Below are 19,401 nucleotides of genomic sequence, written 5' to 3'. Positions count from 1 at the left end.
TGAGCTGAAACAGGCCCTGTGACCAGGCCGTCCTTCGTGGACGGCTTTGGTGTTTTTGAAGGTCATGAAATGAAAAGTAAAACAATTCGTCGCTGGTCGTTCATCCACACCTGGACCAGCCTGGTCTGTACCGTGTTTTTGCTGATGCTGGCCTTGACCGGTCTGCCGCTGATTTTCCATCACGAGATCGAACATCTGCTCGGCGATGCACCCGAAGTACGCGAGATGCCGGCCGACACGCCACGGCTGAACCTGGCGCAACTGGTCGAGGCCGCAGAAAAACATCGTCCCGACGAAGTCGTGCAGTACTTCGGCTTCGATGAGGATGAGCCGAACGCCGTGCTGACGATCATGGCGAAAACCGCTGGCACCGAACCGAATTCCTCGCACACGTTCATGCTCGATGCGCGAACCGGGGAAGCGCTGGAAACGCCTTCGGCCAATGGCGGCTTGATGCTGTTCATCCTGCGACTGCATGTCGACATGTTCGCCGGGCTGCCGGGCAAATTACTGCTGGCGTTCATGGGGCTGCTGTTTGTCGTGGCCATCGTATCCGGGACGGTGCTGTACCTGCCGTTCATGCGCCGTTTGAAGTTCGGCACGGTGCGTCAGGACAAGTCGACACGGCTGCGCTGGCTCGACCTGCATAACCTGATCGGTGTTGTCACCCTGACCTGGGCGCTGGTTGTCGGCGTGACCGGTGTGATCAGCGCCTGCGCCGACCTGCTGATCGCTGCCTGGCGCAATGACGCACTGACTGCGCTGATCGAACCGTACCGCGGTGCGCCACCGCTGACCCACCTGGCGCCGGCCACGCGTTTGCTCGATATCGCTGCTGAAGTTGCGCCGGAGATGAAACCGGATTTCATTGCCTTCCCCGGCACACGCTTTTCCAGCGAACACCATTACTCGGTGTTCATGAAGGGCGGTACGCACCTGACCTCGCATCTGCTGACGCCGGTGCTGATCGATGCGACCACGCTGCAGGTCACCGCCGTGGCCGAACGGCCGTGGTACATGGACGCCATGGGCATGTCGCAGCCGCTGCACTTTGGTGACTATGGCGGCATGCCGATGAAAATCCTCTGGGCCACTCTGGATGTGCTGACGATCATTGTGCTCGGCAGTGGCGTGTATTTGTGGGTGGTTCGGCGCAGAGCGGCCAGGCCTGTGCTGGAAACGGCGGAGGCCTCTGCATGAAGCCGCGTCAGTCGAGTTTCTGGAAAGTGTTCAGCACGCCGATCGTGATTGCGTTGCTCAGTGCGGCGGGGTTGTTTGCGGCGTTGCTGGGGGATGGGATTTGGGATGCATTGAGCTGGGTCGGACTGGGTGTTCCGGCCTTTCTGGCGATCAGGGGATTGTTGCTGCGCAGGTAGTTTTTGTGCTGTCGGTGATGGCCTCATCGCTGGCAAGCCAGCTCCCACAAGGATCTCTGCTGGGCCTGAAATGTGTGTTCACTGCAAAAACCTGTGGGAGCTGGCTTGCCAGCGATGGCGCCCGGATGGGCGCCATAAATTCCCTCGCCAGCCATCGCGGTTCTGACTAGGCTAACCACCTGCTCTTCGACGATCACCGAGGTTTGCCAATGTCCGCCCCCAGCATGACCCTGTACCACAACACGCTCTCCCCGTTTGTGCGCAAAGTGATGGTGTTGCTGCACGAAACCGGCCAGCAGGATCGCGTCGCGCTGCAAGACTGCGTGCTAAGCCCGGTCAGCCCGAGCGCCGAGCTCAATCTCGACAACCCGCTGGGCAAGATCCCTGCCCTGCGCCTGGCCGACGGCAACGTTATCCATGACAGCCGGGTGATCCTCGAATACCTCGACCAGCAGCACGTCGGCAATCCGCTGATCCCCCGCGAAGGCGCGGCTCGCTGGCGCCGCCTGACCCTGGCCTCGATGGCCGACGGGATCATGGACGCGTCGGTGATGGTGCGTTATGAAATGGTCCTGCGCGCGCCGGAAAAGCATTGGGATGAATGGCTCGAGGCTCAGCGCGACAAGATCCGCCGCGCCCTCGCTTTGTTGGAGCGCGACGCGATTGCCGAGCTGACCAGCCACTTTGATGTGGCAGCGATCAGCGTCGCCTGTGCGCTGGGTTATCTCGATTTGCGCTTCCCGGATCTGGGCTGGCGGGATGCCAACCCGCAATTGGCCAACTGGTTTTTTGAAGTGAGTCAGCGACCTTCCATGATCGCGACCATGCCCAAGCCTTAGTTTTCCAGGGCCTGTTCCGGCCTCATCGCTGGCAAGCCAGCTCCCGCAGGATTTGTGGTAGATCGGGGATTTGTGTCATCACCGAACTCATTGTGGGAGCTGGCTTGCCAGCGATGGCACCACCTCGGTTCCACAGGCAAAAAACCGATCATCCGCGTCACCAATCCCTCCCTCCAGCACTGATCCTCACGCAATCCCAGCGACCGGCTCATTGCATCGCCCCGACATCAAACTCCAACGGCTTCGCCGGTTTCTGACCGATCCCGTACCAATCCAGTTTGCGCGTCAGCACCATGAACACACCGAGCAAACCAAACAGCAACAACGAGCCCATCAACAACGCGTAATCCTCAGCGCTCAGCAAGCCATAAAGCAGGCCATACAACGCCGCCAGCCCCGCCGAAAAACTCAAGCCGTGACGCACACTGCGCAGCACATGGCAGACATAAAATCCGATCAACACCACACAGGCACTGGCCGACAGCAAATATGCCAGGGCAAAACCAATGTGCTCCGACAGCGACAGCAACAACAGATAAAAGAATGCCAGCGCCACACCAACCAGCGCGTATTGCACCGGGTGCACGGCCAGACTCTTGAGTACTTCGAAGAGGAAGAAACCGGCGAACGTCAGGACAATGAACAGCAGCGCATACTTGATCGCCCGGTCACTCTTCAGATATTGATCCACCGGATCGATAAAGCTCACACCGAAGCTACGACCGTTGAACGCCTCGCAATCATTGCTGCTCACGCAACGGCTCATGGCGTCTTGCAGGTTGGTGGAGAAAAACGTGGTCTGCCAATCGGCGCTGAAACCTTGATCATTGATTTCACGTTTGCCCGGCAGGAAGTTGCCGACAAAGCTTGGATGCGGCCAGTTGGCAGTGAGGCTGACGCTGCTGCTCTTGCCCACCGGCAGCACCTGCAATGAACCAGTGCCTTGCAGACGCAGGTCGAAGCCGAAGCTCAGTTCCGTGGTTTTACTGGTGTCGAGCAACGGCAGCGTGACCCGCACACCTTCACCGAGCCAACCGACTTGCGTACCCGGAACGAAATCGAGGCGCTGGCCATCGAGCTCCAGTTTCAGCGCATTTTCGATACCGCGAATATCGCTGATACCGACCGCGAGAAACGGTGCATCGAATTGGTAGTCGCTGAAGTCTTCCTTGATGCCCAATTGCGCCGGCAATGAGAAATGGCCGTTGATGCGGTTATCGGCGTGGAACAGCCGCGCCTCATAAATGCCCCGCGCACGCAGTTCGGTTTGCACCTGGCCGTCCAGTTCAAATCGTTCCGGCAGGAAGTACAAACGCCCGCGTTCTTCGCCCGGTTCGTCGTAACGCTGGTTGGTTTTATCGTTGGTTTTCCAGTTGTGAATCACTTTGCGATACGGCACCACCATCACCGGGCCGCTCAGTTGCTGGCTGTAGCTGGAGCTGCGGGCAATGTCTTCGAGCACGCCATCGCGCAGCTGTTGGCGCTCGTCGATGACGCCGTCGATCATCAGCAGCGGGATCAATAACAGCAGGATCAGCAGGGCGATGGCGCCGAGCTTTATAGTCAGATTCTTGTTCATGGGACTCTCCCTGTTTGGATGGGGAGAGTCTGCTGAGTGGGTGTGGGGGTTTTGTGGGGGGAATGTGGAGATTGTGTGGAAAAATCAAAAGATCGCAGCCTTCGGCAGCGCCTACAGGTGTACGCACCCTATGTAGGAGCTGCCGAAGGCTGCGATCTTTTGACGGAATCAAGGCAAGCGCAATGTCACCTCAACACCACTTTCGACATTACGAATCTGCATCGTCCCACCATGTAACTTGACCACTTCTTCAACGAAGTTAAGCCCCAACCCCGTGCTTTTTCGTCCACTGTCCGGGCGCGGCAATGAGTAGAAGCGTTCAGTCAAACGCGGCAAAGCGTAGTCAGGAATCGGCGCCGTTTCATTGAACAATCGAAATTCGATCTGCTCGCCAACCCGCTCGGCACTGAACCGCAGAAGCCCCTCAAACGGGGTGAAATCCAGCGCATTTTCCAGCAGATTACCCAACGCCTGACGCAGCAAAAACGGCTCGCCAATCAACAGCAGATCCGCCGCAATGGTCTGTTCGATGCGCAACTGTTTGCCTTCAATTCGCGCCGCCTGCCCCTGCAACAACTGATCAACCAGCGCCGCCAACGGCACGGCGACCCGCTCTTCAAGGCCCTGACGTTGTTCCACCTGCGCCAGATTCAGCAACCGTTCGATCAACTGCTGCATCCGCGCACTTTCACTGTCGATGTTGCCGACAAAGCGCAATCGCTGAACCGGCGGCATGTCCCCTTGCAGCAACTCCGCCGCGCCACGAATCGCCGCCAGCGGACTTTTCAGTTCATGGGTCAGCGTGTGCACATAACGCTCGACGTAGGCCTTGCCTTCCAGTTGCGTGCGCATCTGTTCCACGGCGGTAGCCAATTGTTCCAGTTCACCGCCACGGTAATGCGGCACTTCCACCCGCCGGCCCTCACTCACCGCTTGGGCATAACCGGTCAGACGATGCAGCGCGCGGCTCAGCCACCACGACAGCAATGCGCCAAAGAGCAGACCGAGGCCGATCAATCCGGCGCCGTAAAACAGCAGGCGCCGCTCGGTGCGATCGACGTAGGGCTGCAATGAGCTGTTCGGCTTGGCCACGGTGACCACACCGATGATCTGGCCGTTGTCGCGGATCGGCGCGCCGACGTGCATCACCGACGAGCTGGCGTCATCCGGATCACTGCGGCTCGAACGTGCGCCGTACTCACCGCGCAGGGTCAGGTAGACGTCGTTCCAGCGCGAGTAATCCTGACCGACCGCGACACCACTGGAATCGAGCACGACGATGCCTTTCGCGTCGGTGACGTAGATACGGTGGTTGACCTGATTTTTCGGCAAACCCCAAATGGTCGCTTGCGGCTGGCGCTCACCATAGGCGCGCAGCAACTCGGGCCAGCGGTTCTCGCTGAGGGTGCCGGCCTTGAAATCATCCCGCAGGATTTCCGCCATCAGGTTGGCGGTATCGACCAGGGTTTCTTCGGTGGACTGACGCACGCCGGGGCGGATTTCTTCCATCACCGTGTTGAGCACGAAATAACCGGTGAGGCCGACAAACAGCACGTACACCAGAAAGATCCGCAGCCCCAGTGACATCAGCTGTGCCCCGGGCTGTAGCTGTAACCGAGGCCACGATGAGTCTGGATCGGCTCGGCGTCGGCGCGCACCAGACGCAATTTGGCGCGTACGCTTTTGATGTGGCTGTCGATGCTGCGCTCGTAGCCGGCGTCGGCGGCGACGCCTAGCGCATCAAGTAATTGTTCGCGGCTGAACACCCGCTCGGGTTGTTCCAGCAGGCATTGCAGCAGGCGGAATTCGTGGCGGGTCAGGCTCAGGGTCTGACCGCGATAAATGATTTGAATCCGCTCCGGATCGATACGAAACAGCGCTGAACTGGTCTCAATCGCTGGACGCGGCGCCATGCGCTTGAGGATGGCCTTGACCCGCGCCGCCACCTCTCGAGGACTGAACGGCTTGACCACGTAGTCGTCGGCGCCGATCTCCAGGCCCACCACGCGATCAATCTCGGCATCGCGGGCGCTGAGGAACAGCACCGGCACTTCGCTGAAGCGCCGCAGTTGTTTGCAGGTTTCGAAACCGCTGATGTCCGGCAGGCCGATGTCGAGGATGATCAGATCGGCCGGGGTCTGCCGCTGATGCTCCAGCGCCGCCGCGCCGAGGCTCAGCCACGTGGTGGCGAAGCCCTCGCCCTGCAAGGCAAAAATCAGCGTGTCGGCAATCGCCGCTTCGTCTTCGACAATCAGGATATGAGGCATGGCGTCCGAGCCCGTGGGTTAAGTGCGCGAACGGTGCCCCAAGCCTGACGTTACGTCAATGAGACCACTTGGCTCAGCAGTCCGGCTTGTCGGCCGTGAAGCGCCGTGCCGGGTTTACTGCCGCGCCGAATTCGCGCAAGGCCTTGGCACCGATCAGCAGCGGATAGTTGAAGTTGCTGCGGTCGGTCAGGTTGACCTCAACGGTACGCTTGACGTTGCCCAGGCACAGCTCCAGATCGACCACCGGACGTTTGGCGACTTCGGTGCTTTCGCCCTCATCCTCTTCATCCGAGCGGCTCTTGATCTTGCTGATCCGTGCGACCTTGTGTTCGTAGACCTTGTTGCTGGCGTCCTTGGTGCCGAGGCGGAACCGTACCCATTCATCGCCATCGCGGGTGAAGGTTTCGATGTCCTTGGCCGACAGCGAGGCGGTCAGTGCGCCGGTGTCCATCTTGGCCTTGAGCACTTCACCACCGATTTCCGGCAGCGCAATGTATTCATAGCGCCCGTACAGGGTCGGCTCGGCGGCCATGACCGGCAGGGCGACGAGGGCAAACAGTGCAAGGAGGGATTTCACGTAAGGGGTTTCCTTGGAAAATGAGGGCGGCAGACTGGGATTTTAGACACCCATTGAGTCATTCGTTCGCCTTGAATCGCTTTCGCGAGCAGGATCGCTCCCAAAGGGTTTTGTGCTGAGCAGACATTTTTAATACACCTGAATCCAGTGTGGGAGCGAGCCTGCTCGCGAAGAGGACAGCACATTCAACACAACGCTTGAAGCAAAGCATACCGGCCCAAAAGTGAAACATTCGTCACCACCGATTTGGCCTGCCGCGCGAAGCTGCTTATCATGGCGCGCCCATCCGTTTGCAAAGAGTTGCTTATGCGCCGCCTGCTCACCGGCTGTTTCGTCACCCTGCTGCTGTTGCTCAACACCCTGATCCTGATCGGGCCGTTGTTGGTTTTCGCCCTGCTCAAACTGATCGCACCAGGCCGCTGGCGCGATTACGCGTCGGGGGCGGTGATGTGGATCGCCGAGACCTGGGCGGAAATCGACAAGCTGATTTTCCGCCTGTGCATTCCCACCCAATGGGACATTCGCGGTGGCGAAGATTTGCGCGGTGACACTTCGTATCTGGTGGTCAGCAACCACCAGTCGTGGGTCGATATTCCGGCGCTGATCCAGACCCTCAACCGCCGCACGCCATTCTTCAAATTCTTCCTCAAGAAGGAACTGATCTGGGTGCCGTTTCTGGGGCTGGCGTGGTGGGCGCTGGATTACCCGTTCATGAAGCGCTACACCAAGGCATTCCTGGCGAAGCACCCGGAGCTGGCCGGCAAGGATCTGGAAATCACCAAACAGGCCTGCGAGCTGTTCAAGCGTCAGCCGGTGACTGTGGTCAATTATCTGGAAGGCACGCGCTACACCGCCGCGAAAAGCGCGCAGCAGCAATCACCCTTCAACCACTTGCTCAAGCCCAAGGCCGGCGGCGTGGCGTTTGTCCTGGCGGCGATGGGTGAACAACTGGATGCGATTCTCGACGTCACCGTGGTGTATCCACAGGCGAAGATCCCGGGTTTCTGGGATTTGATCAGCGGCAACGTGCCGCGCGTGATCATCGACATCAAGACCCGCGAACTCGACCCGGCGCTGTGGCAGGGCGATTACGAGAATGATCCGGCGTTTCGCCAGACGGTCCAGAGCTGGGTCAACCGGCTCTGGAACGAGAAGGATCAGCGCATCGCCGAACTGCGCAGCGAGCGCGGCTGAATCAGCTACCGGTGCCGGCGCCCCAGATGCTGCCCAGGCTGCTCAGCAGCGAACCGCCGACGCCCTGCTGACCGAGGTATTGCAACAGCACAGGGGCAAACTGGCCGATCATGCCGCTGTCCATGCCCAATGCGCTGAAGGCATTGTTCAGGTCATTGGTGTCCTTGACGTTGCCCAGCGCGTTTTCCAGACCGGCGGATTTGCCGGACGAACCGAGCAAAGCCCCCAACGCCGCCAGATTGCCGCTGCCACCCGACAGTTTGTCGATGCCCGGCACTTCCTTGGCCAACTGCGAATAATCGGTACTGCTCAATTGATTCTTCGCCAGACCAAGCATCGCACTGGTGCCGCCAACGGCTTGCTCCGGCGTGACATCCAGCGCACTGAGGGCACTGAGCAAACCGGCGGTTTCCGAGGTCGGCGCCGCAGCGGCCGCCTTGTCACCGCCCTGCATCCCCGAAACCGCACCAGCGACGTCGTTCAGACTGAAACCGGCAAACACCGGCCCGGCGGCCAGGGTCAGGAGCGATGCCAAGGTAAAACCGCGTGAAATCTTCATCAGACATCCTCTTGCGCTGTAAAAACCACCCGGTGAACGGGCAGTGAAACTGCCGGTTTGACCGGGTATCCGCCGGCATGTTCCGGCGCGGCGCATCCATTTTCATCCGGCTCACGTATATAAAACGTGAAATCCCGGACACCCTCGTGATGAATGGCACAACCGCTGTCGCTGAACTAGCCTGTGAACAGTCCGAGCCCAGCCCTCGTCGCCCGACCTTTGCCTGGAGAGTCGTCATTTCCATCGCCGACACCGATCAGCTGCGACAGTTGTTGGCCCAGTGTTCACTGGGTGATCGTCGCGCCTTCGAAACGCTCTATCGCAGTGTCGGCCCACGCTTGCATGGCGTTGCCCTGCGCTTTATGGGCCGTGCCGATCTGGCCGAAGAAGTGCTGCAGGAAGCCTTCGTGCGCATCTGGAACAACGCCTCGCGCTACGAAGCGCACCTGTCCGCGCCGCTGACCTGGATGATCAACATCACTCGCAATCAAGCCATCGATCAGTTGCGCAAACACCGTGACCGGCCACTGACTGACCTCGAACAGGACGCCCTGCCGGACGAAAGCCCCTCGGCTCACGACCAACTGAACAGCGCCCGCGAAGCTCATGCGCTGAACCGCTGCCTGGAGACCCTCGAAAGCATGCAGCGCCAGTCAATCACCGTGGCCTACTTTCAAGGATTGTCGTGCACGGAACTCGCCGAACATCTGGCCACGCCACTGGGAACGGTGAAATCGTGGATCCGCCGTGGCATGGAACGTCTGCGTCGGTGCCTTGAATCATGAATTACCAGACCCCTGCCCTGCGCCGCGCCCTCGCCGCCGATTACGCGATTGGCCTGATGTCTGCACCTGCGCGGCGGCGCTTTGAACAGTTGCTGCTGGATGACACGACATTAAGGGCTGAACTGGCGCAATGGCAGGAAAGCCTCGTCTCTCTCACCGAAGCGCTGCCGGAACATCCGGTGCCCGACCGCGTGTGGCAAGGCATCACCGCGCGCATCGAACCGCAGGTGCTGCATGTGCCTGAGAAACGGCCATTCTGGAACTGGCTGCGACTCACCGCTGCGATCTGCTCCATTGCCGTGCTGGTGCTCCTCGGCTCGCTGTACAACCGCGACGACGCCCGCTACCGCGCCACGCTGTTGACCGCTGATGCGCAACCGGCGCTGAAGGTCGAGGCGCATGCGGATTATCTGCAGGTCGAGCCGCTGACGCTGGCGGCGGTTGATGCGGATCGCAGCCTGGAACTGTGGGCGATTCCGGCTGACGGCAAACCGATCTCGCTTGGGGTCATTCCGGCGGGTGGCAAAGGCAAGGTTGAGTTGAACGAAGCGCAGAAGATGTTGATCGGCAAACCGATTGCTTTGGCGGTCAGTCTGGAACCTAAAGGTGGCTCGCCGACTGGGCAACCGACCGGACCGGTTCTGTATCAAGGGGCGCTGGCGGCGCTGTAAAGCAAAGCCCCTCACCCTAGCCCTCTCCCAAAGGGAGAGGGGACTGACCGTGGGATATTGACGTAATACGCCGACGTGAAAGACTTGCGTTGAATCCATAGTCGACTCGATCTTTCAGGTCGATGTACGACGCAAGACACCTCGGTTGGCCCCATCTCCCTCCGGGAGAGGGCTGGGCGGGCGGCGTTCCGATGAGGGTAGCTCTTGACCTTGGCTTGCAACAAAAACGGCGACCCTGAGGTCGCCGCTTTGTATTGCGCTTAAGCCTACGCCGCACTAAACAACTTATGCGGATCAATCACAAACTTCTTCGGCACGCCCGCATCGAACTCGCCGTAACCTTCCGGCGCCTGATCCAGACTGATCACCTGCACGCCCACCACTTCGGCGATATTGATGCGATCCCACATGATCGCCTGCATCAGTTGACGGTTGTACTTCATCACCGGGGTCTGGCCGGTGTGGAAGCTGTGGGATTTCGCCCAGCCCAGACCGAAGCGAATGCTCAGGCTGCCCATTTTCGCCGCGGCATCCACAGCGCCCGGATCTTCGGTGACGTACAGACCTGGAATACCGATCTTGCCAGCAACGCGAACCACGCCCATCAGTGAGTTGAGCACGGTGGCCGGCGCTTCGGCTTTGACGCCGTCGTGGCCGTGGCCGCGTGCTTCGAAGCCGACGCAGTCCACCGCGCAATCCACTTCCGGTTCGCCCAGCAGTGCGGCGATCTGTTCGTGCAGCGGCGTGTCTTTCGACAGGTCGACGATTTCAAAACCCTGGGCTTTGGCGTGGGCCAAGCGGATGGTGTTGACGTCGCCGACGATCACCACCGCCGCACCGAGCAAACGCGCAGAGGCAGCGGCGGCCAGACCGACCGGACCAGCGCCGGCAATGTAAACGGTGCTGCCCGGACCAACGCCTGCCGTCACGGCGCCGTGGTAACCGGTCGGGAGGATGTCGGAGAGGCAGGTCAGGTCGCGGATTTTCTCCATGGCCTTGTCGCGGTCCGGCAGTTTCAGCAGGTTGAAGTCGGCGTATGGCACCAGCACGTATTCAGCCTGGCCACCGGTCCAGTCGCCCATGTCGACGTAGCCGTATGCGCCGCCGGCACGGGCCGGGTTGACGGTCAGGCAGACGCCGGTGTGTTGCTCTTTGCAGGAACGGCAGCGCCCGCAAGCCACGTTGAACGGTACGGAAACCAGGTCACCGATTTTCAGGTTTTCGACGTCGGAGCCTTTTTCGATCACCTCGCCGGTGATCTCGTGGCCCAGCACCAGACCGGTCTGCGCCGTGGTACGGCCGCGCACCATGTGCTGGTCGGAGCCGCAGATATTGGTGGAAACCACTTTGAGAATGACCCCGTGCTCGATCTTGCGACCGCGCGGGTCCTGCATTTTCGGATAGTCGATTTTCTGTACTTCGACCTTGCCAGCGCCGAGATACACCACACCACGATTGCCAGACATGCTTTCACCTCGCTGTTGTTTTTATGGAACCGCGTTGCCCAGGCAGGCAGCGCGTTGAATGCTCGGGTATTGCTTGTTGGTTTTGCGTTGCTTGTTATGGCCCTATCGCGAGCAGGCTCACTCCTACATTGGAATGCGTACCCCTTGTAGGAGTGAGCCTGCTCGCGATAGCTATCTAAAGAACGACCGTGCGATTGGCGTTGAGGAAAACCCTTCGCTCAATGTGATACCCAACCGCCCGCGCAAGTGTCAGGCCTTCAATATCCCGCCCCTTGGCAATCAGATCCTCAGGGTAATGACTGTGATCCACCACCTCGACGCCCTGGGCAATGATCGGCCCTTCATCGAGGTCGTTATTGATGTAATGCGCCGTCGCGCCAACCAGTTTCACGCCCTTGTTGTAGGCCTGGTGATACGGCTTGGCGCCCTTGAAGCCGGGCAGCAACGAGTGGTGAATGTTGATCGCCTTGCCATCGAGCTTGCGGCACAGTTCCGGCGACAACACCTGCATGTAGCGGGCGAGAATCACCAGTTCGGCGCCGGACTCTTCGATCACTTGCCACACCTGACGCTCCTGCGACGGCTTGTCGTTGGGGTCGAGGGGGAAATGGTAGTAGGGAATCTGGTGCCAGTCGGCCAGCGGTTTCAGATCCGGGTGATTGGAGACCACCGCCGCGACGTCCATCGACAACTGGCCAATGCGCTGGCGGTAGAGCAAATCGTTGAGGCAGTGATCGGCCTTGGAGACCATGATCACCACTTTTGGCCGGTAGTTCGGCGCGGTCAGCTCGAAGATCATGCCGAAGGCCTGGCCGCGTTCGGCGAGGCCGGCACGGAAGGACTGTTCGTCGAAGCCGTCGGGCTGACGAAATTCCACGCGAATGAAGAAACGCCCGGAGAGGCGGTCATCGAACGAATGGTGCTCGGTGACGTAGCAGCCCTGCTCGAACAGGAAACGCGTCACCGCGTCCACGGTGCCGAGGACGCTGGGGCAGTCGGCGGTCAGAATCCATGTGTCTGGGGCGCGGCTCATGGTGCGGTGACTCCTGTTCTTTTGTGCGGGGTGTCAGGTTTTCCCTCACCCTAGCCCTCTCCCAGAGGGAGAGGGGACTGACCGAGGTGTTGTTTCGAGCTACGCCGACCTGAAATATCGCGGCGAACTCAGGCTCGAAAACTCCACAAATCTGCTCCCTTTCCCCCTCTCCCCCCTGGGGGAGAGGGCTGGGGTGAGGGGGTAGCTCTTGATCTTTCAGGCCTGAACGCTCAACCCGTACTCAGCCGATGCATCCTGCAACCACAACCACCAGTAATCCGAAAAGCTGCGACGAATCAGCAATTCCCAGGTGTCTTCAGCGGTATGTCGAATCATCAGCTGCGACTTGGCGAACACCGTGCCGACCGCTTTCCCGACCGGGAAGTTGTTCGGGTGCACGTCATAGCTGGTCGACTTCATCAGCACCTGACGTACATTCGGCCCGCTCAGTTCGAGCACTTGCTGGCCGCCGCTGACGTTGACGATCGCGATGTGCAGATCGCCGAGCGCTTCACGCAGTTTCTGTTCGGCGGCGTACTCTTCACCGCTTGGCACAATCAGCAGCCACTCATCCGGGCCCATCCATTGCAGGCTGGTTTCGCCTTTGACGATGACGCTCAGAGCGCCGGGCAATTCAATGCCCAGGGCTTTGTGCACACCGGCGGCGAACGCGGCATCGTGGCCATCGCCACGGATGGTCAGGTGACCGAGGAGTTTCTTTTCACGCACGATCACGCCGGCGTTCTTGCGGCCCTTGCCGACCAGGCTGGCGAGGTCGGCATGGTGCAGCGACGACTCGGCCTTGGCGCCGGTGGTCGGGCGTTGTTGGTAAACATTGGCTGTGGTCATAAAGCACCTTTGCTGAATTCTGACTTGAGCCCTGTGTAGGCAGATCTACCGCTATCGCGAGCAGGCTCACTCCTACAAGGGGTACGCGATCACCTGTAGGAGTGAGCCTGCTCGCGATGAAGTCACCGCAGCGCAACTGCACTCCCCAGGCGCCGAACCATCAAATATTCTGGCGATCACCCTTCGGATCAAAAAACACCGAAGAAACAATCTCCGCCTCGATCACGCTGCCATCCGCCAGCGGTGCAAACACCCGCTCACCGAGACGCTTCAGACCGCCCTTGACCACACCCATGGCAAACGAATAACCGAGGGAGTTGTGCGCGTAGCTGGAGGTCACGTGGCCGACCATGGTCATCGGAATCGCCTGCTTGGTGTTGAACACCAACTGCGCACCTTCCGGCAGCCAGACATTCGGATCGATCGGCTTCAGACCGACCAATTGCTTACGCTGATCCTTCACGCAGTCTTCACGGTTCATCCCACGCTGGCCGATCCACGAGAACGGTTTGGTGCGACCCACGCACCAGCCCATGTTCAAGTCGTCCGGGGTCATCGAGCCGTCAGTGTCTTGGCCGACAATGATGAAGCCCTTCTCGGCACGCAGGACGTGCATGGTCTCGGTGCCGTACGGGGTCAGGTTGTACTGCTTGCCGGCCTCGACGATTTTCTCCAGCACGCCCATCGCATAGTCGGCCTGCACGTTGACTTCGTACGACAGCTCACCGGTGAACGAGATGCGGAACACCCGCGCCGGCACGCCGCCGACCAGACCTTCTTTCCAGGTCATGAACGGGAACGCTTCGTTGCTCAGATCAATGTCGGTCACGGCGCTGAGCAGCTTGCGGCTGTTCGGCCCGGACAGGGTCATGGTCGCCCAGTGATCGGTGACGGAAGTGAAGTAGACCTTCATGTCCGGCCATTCGGTCTGGTGGTACAGCTCCAGCCACTGCAGCACGCGAGCCGCGCCGCCGGTGGTGGTGGTCATGACGAAATGGTTGTCGGCCAGACACGCCGTGACACCGTCGTCGAAGACCATGCCGTCTTCTTTGCACATCAAACCGTAACGAGCCTTGCCCACGTCGAGCTTGGTCCAGGCGTTGGTGTAAACGCGGTTGAGGAACTCGCGGGCATCCGGGCCCTGGATGTCGATCTTGCCGAGGGTCGAAGCGTCGAGCAGGCCGACGCTGTCGCGCACGGCTTTGCATTCACGCTTGACGGCGGCATGCAGGTCTTCACCGTTTTTCGGGAAGTACCATGGGCGCTTCCACTGACCGACGTCTTCAAACTCGGCGCCATTCTTCACATGCCAGGCATGCAGCGCGGTGTGACGCACCGGCTCGAAGATGTGCCCACAGTGACGGCCAGCCACAGCACCGAAAGTCACCGGCGTGTAGTTCGGACGGAACATGGTGGTGCCCATCTGCGGAATGGTCACGTTCAGCGAACGGGCGGCAATGGCCAGACCGTTGACGTTGCCAAGCTTGCCCTGATCGGTGCCGAAGCCCAGCGCGGTGTAGCGTTTGACGTGCTCGACCGATTCGAAACCCTCACGGGTCGCCAGTTCGATGGCGGCGGCGGTCACGTCGTTTTGCAGGTCGACGAATTGCTTCGGCGCCCGTGCGGTGTTCTTTTCATGCGGCACCTGGAACAGCGCCAACGTCGGTTCTTCGTGACGGCTCAAGGCTTTTGGCAACACGCCTTCGACGGTCTGGAAACCGGCTTCGGCAGCGGCGCGCACGCCACCTTCAAAACCATCGGCCAGCGAATCGCCGAGACCATAAACACCGTTGATGCCACCGACACACACGCGTTTCTGCGGTGCTTCGCCCGGCACGAAACCGAGGATGTCTTCGCGCCAGGTCGGCTTGCCGCCCAAGTGCGAGGCCAGGTGAACCACCGGGCTATAGCCGCCGGAGCTGGCTACCACGTCGCAGTCCAGCCATTCGCCCGGACTGGTCACGGCGTGCGCTTTGACATCAATCGCGGCGACGCGGGCAGCGGTGACACGCTTGCTGCCTCGGGTCTCGATCACGGCGCTACCGGTGAGGATGCGGATGCCTTTGGCGCGGGCCTCTTCTACCAACGCACCACGCGGATTGCTGCGCGCATCGGCGATGGCGACCACTTGCAGACTGGCATCGAGCCAATCCAGAGCAACGCGATAAGCGTGGTCGTTGTTGGTCGACAGCACGAGTTTCTTGCCCGGCGCTACGCCGTAACGGCGCACGTAAGTCGACACCGCACCAGCGAGCATGTTGCCCGGCACGTCGTTGTTGCCGTAAACCAGCGGACGCTCGCAAGCACCGGTCGCCAGCACCACTCGCTTGGCGCGAACGCGGTGGATGCGCTGACGCACCTGACCGATTGGCGCACGGTCGCCGAGGTGATCGGTGAGGCGTTCGTGAATGGTCAGGAAGTTATGGTCGTGGTAACCGTTGACCGTGGCGCGCGGCAGGATCAGCACGTCCGGGGTGTTTTTCAGTTCGGTGATGACGCTGGCAACCCACTCCATCGCAGGTTTGCCGTCGAGGCTTTCGCGCGAATCGAGCAGGCTGCCGCCGAACTCTTCCTGCTCGTCGGCAAGAATGACGCGAGCACCGCTGCGCGCAGCGGCCAGTGCAGCAGAAAGACCGGCCGGGCCACCGCCAACAATCAGCACGTCGCAGTGCTGGTTCATGTAGTCGTAGGTGTCCGGATCGTTCTCGGTCGGCGAGCGGCCAAGACCTGCTGCCTTACGGATGTACTTCTCGTAAGTCATCCAGAACGATTGCGGGTACATGAAGGTTTTGTAGTAGAAACCCGGCGGCATCAGCTTGCCGCCGACCTTGCCGAGAATGCCCATCATGTCGTTGTTGACGCTCGGCCAGCCGTTGGTGCTGGTCGCAACCAGCCCTTGATACAACGCCTGTTGCGTGGCGCGCACGTTGGGAATCTGCGTGGCTTCGGTAGCGCCGATCTGCAGCACCGCGTTCGGCTCTTCGGCACCGGCAGCGAAGATCCCGCGAGGACGCGAGTACTTGAAGCTGCGCCCGATGATGTCGACGCCGTTGGCGATCAGCGCGGCGGCCAGCGAGTCACCCTCGAAGCCTTTGTAGCTCTGACCGTTGAAGGTGAAGCTCAGCACTTTGTTGCGGTCGATCCGTCCACCGTTGGACAGGCGATTGGTCTGGCTCATACCTTCTCTCCCAGCGCCGTCGTGGCTGTTTTCGCCGAATCAGCCTTGTCGGTGAATTGCGGCTTGGTGCCGATCTTGTAGGTTTCGAGAATCTCGTAGGTCACGGTGTCGCGGGTGACGTTGAAATACTGGCGGCAACCGGCGACGTGATCCCACAGTTCGTGGTGCAGACCGCGCGGGTTGTCGCGGAAGAACATGTAGTCGCCCCACTCCTCGTCGGTGCAGGCGCCAGGGTCGAGCGGGCGCGGAATGTGCGCCTGACCGGATGCGTGGAATTCCTCTTCGGAGCGCAGTTCGCCGCAGTGAGGACAGAAGATATGCAACATGGGGATTTCTCCTGTTAGTGGGCGACGGCAGCAGCGCCGTGTTCGTCGATGAGTGCGCCGTTGTGGAAACGGTCGATGGAAAACGGTGCGGCCAACGGGTGCATTTCACCCTTGGCCAGACTCGCGGCAAACACGTTGCCCGAGCCAGGTGTCGCTTTGAAACCACCGGTGCCCCAACCGCAGTTGAAGAACATGTTCGGTACCGGGGTTTTCGAAATGATCGGGCAAGCGTCCGGGGTGGTGTCGACGATGCCGCCCCACTGACGGTTCATGCGTACGCGCGACAGTACCGGGAACATCTCGACGATGGCCTGAATGGTGTGCTCGATCACCGGGTACGAACCGCGCTGGCCGTAGCCGTTGTAGCCGTCGATGCCGGCACCGATCACCAGGTCGCCCTTGTCGGACTGGCTGATGTAACCGTGCACGGCGTTGGACATGATCACGCTGTCGATAATCGGCTTGATCGGCTCGGACACCAGCGCTTGCAGCGGGTGGGATTCGATCGGCAGACGGAAACCGGCGAGTTTGGCCATGTGCCCGGAGTTACCGGCAGTGACCACACCGACGCGTTTGGCGCCGATGAAACCCTTGTTGGTTTCAACACCGATGCACACGCCGTTTTCCTTGCGGAAACCAATGACTTCGGTCTGCTGGATCAAGTCCACGCCCAAGGCGTCGGCGGCACGGGCAAAGCCCCAGGCCACGGCATCGTGACGGGCGACGCCGCCGCGACGCTGAACGGTGGCGCCCATCACCGGGTAGCGAGTGTTTTTCGAGCAGTCGAGGTACGGAATCTCGTCAGCGACTTGCTTGGCGTTGAGCAGCTCGCCATCGACGCCGTTGAGGCGGTTGGCGCTGACCCGACGCTCGGAATCACGGATGTCCTGCAGGGTGTGGCACAGGTTGTAGACGCCACGCTGGGAGAACATCACGTTGTAGTTGAGGTCCTGCGACAGGCCTTCCCACAATTTCATCGCGTGTTCGTAGAGGTGCGCCGACTCGTCCCACAGGTAGTTGGAACGCACGATGGTGGTGTTGCGCGCGGTGTTACCGCCGCCCAGCCAGCCCTTCTCGACCACGGCGACGTTGGTGATGCCGTGTTCTTTCGCCAGATAGTAGGCGGTCGCCAGACCGTGCCCGCCGCCGCCGACGATGACCACGTCGTAGACTTTTTTCGGCGTTGGCGTGCGCCACATGCGCTGCCAGTTTTCGTGGTGGCTGAGGGAGTGTTTGAAGAGGCCGAAGCCCGAATAGCGTTGCATAGTCAGTTACTCCAGAACACTCAGCGATAAACCGGGAAGTCTGCGCACAGGGCCGACACTTGCTGGGCAACATTGGCCTCGACATCGGCATCGCCGAGGTTGTCGAGGATGTCGCAGATCCAGCCAGCCAACACTTCGCACTGGGTCACCTTGAAGCCGCGAGTAGTGACGGCCGGGGTGCCGATGCGCAGGCCCGAGGTCACGAACGGCGATTGCGGGTCGTTCGGCACGGCATTCTTGTTGACGGTGATGTGGGCACGGCCAAGGGCGGCGTCGGCATCTTTGCCGGTCAGGCCCTGACGGATCAGGCTGACCAGGAACAAGTGGTTGTCGGTGCCACCGGACACTACATCGTAGCCACGTTTGATAAACACGCTGGCCATCGCCTGAGCGTTGTCGATCACTTGTTGCTGATACGCCTTGAAGCCCGGCTCCAGTGCTTCTTTGAAGCACACGGCTTTACCGGCGATGACGTGCATCAGCGGGCCGCCCTGAGCGCCGGGGAATACCGCCGCGTTGAGCTTCTTCTCGATCTCTTCGTTGGACTTGGCCAGGATCAGCCCGCCACGTGGACCGCGCAGGGTTTTGTGCGTAGTGGTGGTAACCACGTCGGCGTACGGCAGCGGGTTCGGGTACAGACCGGCGGCAACCAGACCGGCAACGTGGGCCATGTCGACAAACAGCAGCGCGCCGACCTTGTCAGCGATCTGACGGAAGCGCGGGAAGTCCAGAGTCTTCGAGTAAGCGGAGAAACCGGCGACGATCATTTTCGGCTTGGATTCGACGGCGAGACGCTCGACTTCGTCGTAATCGATCAGCCCGGTGTCGGTGTTGATGCCGTACTGCACAGCGTTATAGAGCTTGCCCGAAGACGACACTTTGGCGCCGTGGGTCAAGTGACCACCGTGGGCCAGGCTCATGCCGAGGATGGTGTCGCCCGGCTGGATCAGCGCCAGGTAAACAGCACTGTTGGCCGATGAACCGGAGTGTGGCTGGACGTTGGCGTAATCGGCGCCGAACAGTTGCTTGGCCCGCTCGATGGCCAGCGCTTCGACTTTATCGACGTGCTCGCAGCCACCGTAGTAGCGCTTGCCCGGATAGCCTTCGGCGTATTTGTTGGTCAGGCCACTGCCTTGCGCTTGCATCACGCGTTTGCTGGTGTAGTTTTCTGACGCGATCAGCTCGATGTGATCTTCCTGACGTTGCTCCTCGGCATTCATCGCCGCCAGCAGTGCATCGTCGTAACCCTGGATCTGGTCTTGCTTGCTGAACATCGCGTCTCTCCCAGCGGCATCTGTGCGCCATTCGTCTCGGTAAGGCACTGGCAATGAAGGCAGTGCCCTTTGATGCCGATGGTATGACCGGCGCAGACAGCTCAAATGCCTGCGCGCGCCACGCAAAGGTGCGTTTACGACATGGCCTGAAATGCCTTGTTGA

The 19,401-nt window shown here is 60.5% G+C and carries 18 protein-coding genes; 6 read left to right on the top strand and 12 right to left on the bottom strand.

The window, feature by feature from the left end; genetic code table 11:
* Nucleotides 1–69 precede the first annotated feature (69 nt).
* From ACI514_RS27975 to ACI514_RS27965, 3 genes are all read left to right on the top strand, one after another.
* A complete protein-coding gene (locus ACI514_RS27975) occupies nt 70–1,200 on the top strand; it encodes a PepSY-associated TM helix domain-containing protein (RefSeq protein ID WP_405122749.1) in 1,131 nt (376 codons plus the stop codon).
* Complete coding sequence (locus ACI514_RS27970; RefSeq protein ID WP_095050282.1) at nt 1,197–1,376, top strand: hypothetical protein; 180 nt, start codon at nt 1,197–1,199, stop codon at nt 1,374–1,376. The genes ACI514_RS27975 and ACI514_RS27970 overlap by 4 nt, the downstream gene beginning before the upstream one ends.
* 209 nt (nt 1,377–1,585) lie before the next feature.
* Complete coding sequence (locus ACI514_RS27965) at nt 1,586–2,215, top strand: glutathione S-transferase (RefSeq protein ID WP_320413579.1); 630 nt, start codon at nt 1,586–1,588, stop codon at nt 2,213–2,215.
* A 208-nt stretch (nt 2,216–2,423) separates the two neighbouring features.
* On the opposite strand, the gene creD is transcribed toward ACI514_RS27965, so the two are convergent.
* From creD to ACI514_RS27945, 4 genes are all read right to left on the bottom strand, one after another.
* Nucleotides 2,424–3,794 carry a cell envelope integrity protein CreD gene (creD, locus tag ACI514_RS27960; protein ID WP_095050279.1) on the bottom strand — a complete coding sequence of 457 codons (1,371 nt, stop codon included), beginning with the start codon at nt 3,792–3,794 and terminating at the stop codon, nt 2,424–2,426.
* Nucleotides 3,795–3,962: 168 nt separating this feature from the next.
* The gene (creC, locus tag ACI514_RS27955) at nt 3,963–5,381 is read right to left on the bottom strand and encodes a two-component system sensor histidine kinase CreC (RefSeq protein ID WP_320413581.1); all 1,419 of its coding nucleotides are present in this window, start codon (nt 5,379–5,381) and stop codon (nt 3,963–3,965) included.
* Nucleotides 5,381–6,061, bottom strand: a complete 681-nt coding sequence (gene creB, locus ACI514_RS27950) for a two-component system response regulator CreB (RefSeq protein WP_160059692.1) — start codon at nt 6,059–6,061, stop codon at nt 5,381–5,383. The genes creC and creB overlap by 1 nt, the downstream gene beginning before the upstream one ends.
* Before the next feature lie 73 nt (nt 6,062–6,134).
* Entirely contained in the window at nt 6,135–6,638 is a 504-nt protein-coding gene (locus ACI514_RS27945; RefSeq protein ID WP_007909997.1) for an ATP-dependent zinc protease, read from the bottom strand.
* Nucleotides 6,639–6,944: 306 nt separating this feature from the next.
* Between ACI514_RS27945 and ACI514_RS27940 the strand changes: the two genes are divergently transcribed.
* Nucleotides 6,945–7,832, top strand: a complete 888-nt coding sequence (locus ACI514_RS27940; RefSeq protein WP_160059693.1) for an acyltransferase — start codon at nt 6,945–6,947, stop codon at nt 7,830–7,832.
* 1 nt (nt 7,833) lies between these two features.
* Here the strand turns inward: ACI514_RS27940 and ACI514_RS27935 are convergent, their stop codons facing one another.
* The gene (locus tag ACI514_RS27935; protein WP_160059694.1) at nt 7,834–8,391 is read right to left on the bottom strand and encodes a DUF2780 domain-containing protein; all 558 of its coding nucleotides are present in this window, start codon (nt 8,389–8,391) and stop codon (nt 7,834–7,836) included.
* 149 nt (nt 8,392–8,540) lie between these two features.
* Here ACI514_RS27935 and ACI514_RS27930 point away from each other — a divergent pair, with 149 nt between their 5' ends.
* Both ACI514_RS27930 and ACI514_RS27925 read left to right on the top strand, forming a co-directional pair.
* Nucleotides 8,541–9,176 (top strand): RNA polymerase sigma factor, encoded by a 636-nt coding sequence (locus tag ACI514_RS27930; RefSeq protein WP_405122748.1) that lies wholly within the window; start codon nt 8,541–8,543, stop codon nt 9,174–9,176.
* The gene (locus tag ACI514_RS27925) at nt 9,173–9,847 is read left to right on the top strand and encodes an anti-sigma factor domain-containing protein (RefSeq protein WP_405122747.1); all 675 of its coding nucleotides are present in this window, start codon (nt 9,173–9,175) and stop codon (nt 9,845–9,847) included. Before ACI514_RS27930 ends, ACI514_RS27925 begins: the two co-directional genes overlap by 4 nt.
* A 266-nt stretch (nt 9,848–10,113) precedes the next feature.
* Here ACI514_RS27925 and fdhA read toward each other — a convergent pair whose 3' ends face one another.
* From fdhA to ACI514_RS27890, 7 genes are all read right to left on the bottom strand, one after another.
* Nucleotides 10,114–11,313: a formaldehyde dehydrogenase, glutathione-independent gene (gene fdhA / locus ACI514_RS27920; protein WP_093429915.1), complete on the bottom strand. Its 1,200-nt coding sequence runs from the start codon at nt 11,311–11,313 to the stop codon at nt 10,114–10,116.
* Nucleotides 11,314–11,488: 175 nt separating this feature from the next.
* Nucleotides 11,489–12,346, bottom strand: a complete 858-nt coding sequence (gene purU, locus ACI514_RS27915) for a formyltetrahydrofolate deformylase (protein WP_405122746.1) — start codon at nt 12,344–12,346, stop codon at nt 11,489–11,491.
* A gap of 216 nt (nt 12,347–12,562) precedes the next feature.
* A complete protein-coding gene (locus ACI514_RS27910) occupies nt 12,563–13,195 on the bottom strand; it encodes a sarcosine oxidase subunit gamma (RefSeq protein ID WP_160059697.1) in 633 nt (210 codons plus the stop codon).
* 160 nt (nt 13,196–13,355) lie between these two features.
* Complete coding sequence (locus ACI514_RS27905; protein WP_160059698.1) at nt 13,356–16,373, bottom strand: sarcosine oxidase subunit alpha; 3,018 nt, start codon at nt 16,371–16,373, stop codon at nt 13,356–13,358.
* Nucleotides 16,370–16,699 carry a sarcosine oxidase subunit delta gene (locus ACI514_RS27900; RefSeq protein WP_007913119.1) on the bottom strand — a complete coding sequence of 110 codons (330 nt, stop codon included), beginning with the start codon at nt 16,697–16,699 and terminating at the stop codon, nt 16,370–16,372. Before ACI514_RS27900 ends, ACI514_RS27905 begins: the two co-directional genes overlap by 4 nt.
* Before the next feature lie 14 nt (nt 16,700–16,713).
* Nucleotides 16,714–17,964 (bottom strand): sarcosine oxidase subunit beta, encoded by a 1,251-nt coding sequence (locus ACI514_RS27895; RefSeq protein ID WP_003206307.1) that lies wholly within the window; start codon nt 17,962–17,964, stop codon nt 16,714–16,716.
* A 20-nt stretch (nt 17,965–17,984) separates the two neighbouring features.
* Nucleotides 17,985–19,238: a serine hydroxymethyltransferase gene (locus ACI514_RS27890; protein ID WP_007913117.1), complete on the bottom strand. Its 1,254-nt coding sequence runs from the start codon at nt 19,236–19,238 to the stop codon at nt 17,985–17,987.
* Nucleotides 19,239–19,401: the final 163 nt, after the last annotated feature.

The organism is Pseudomonas sp. M20 (assembly GCF_045037865.1).
Classification (GTDB): domain Bacteria; phylum Pseudomonadota; class Gammaproteobacteria; order Pseudomonadales; family Pseudomonadaceae; genus Aquipseudomonas.
Note: the sequence above shows the minus strand (reverse complement) of the source record. Positions and strands in the feature narration are given on the sequence as shown.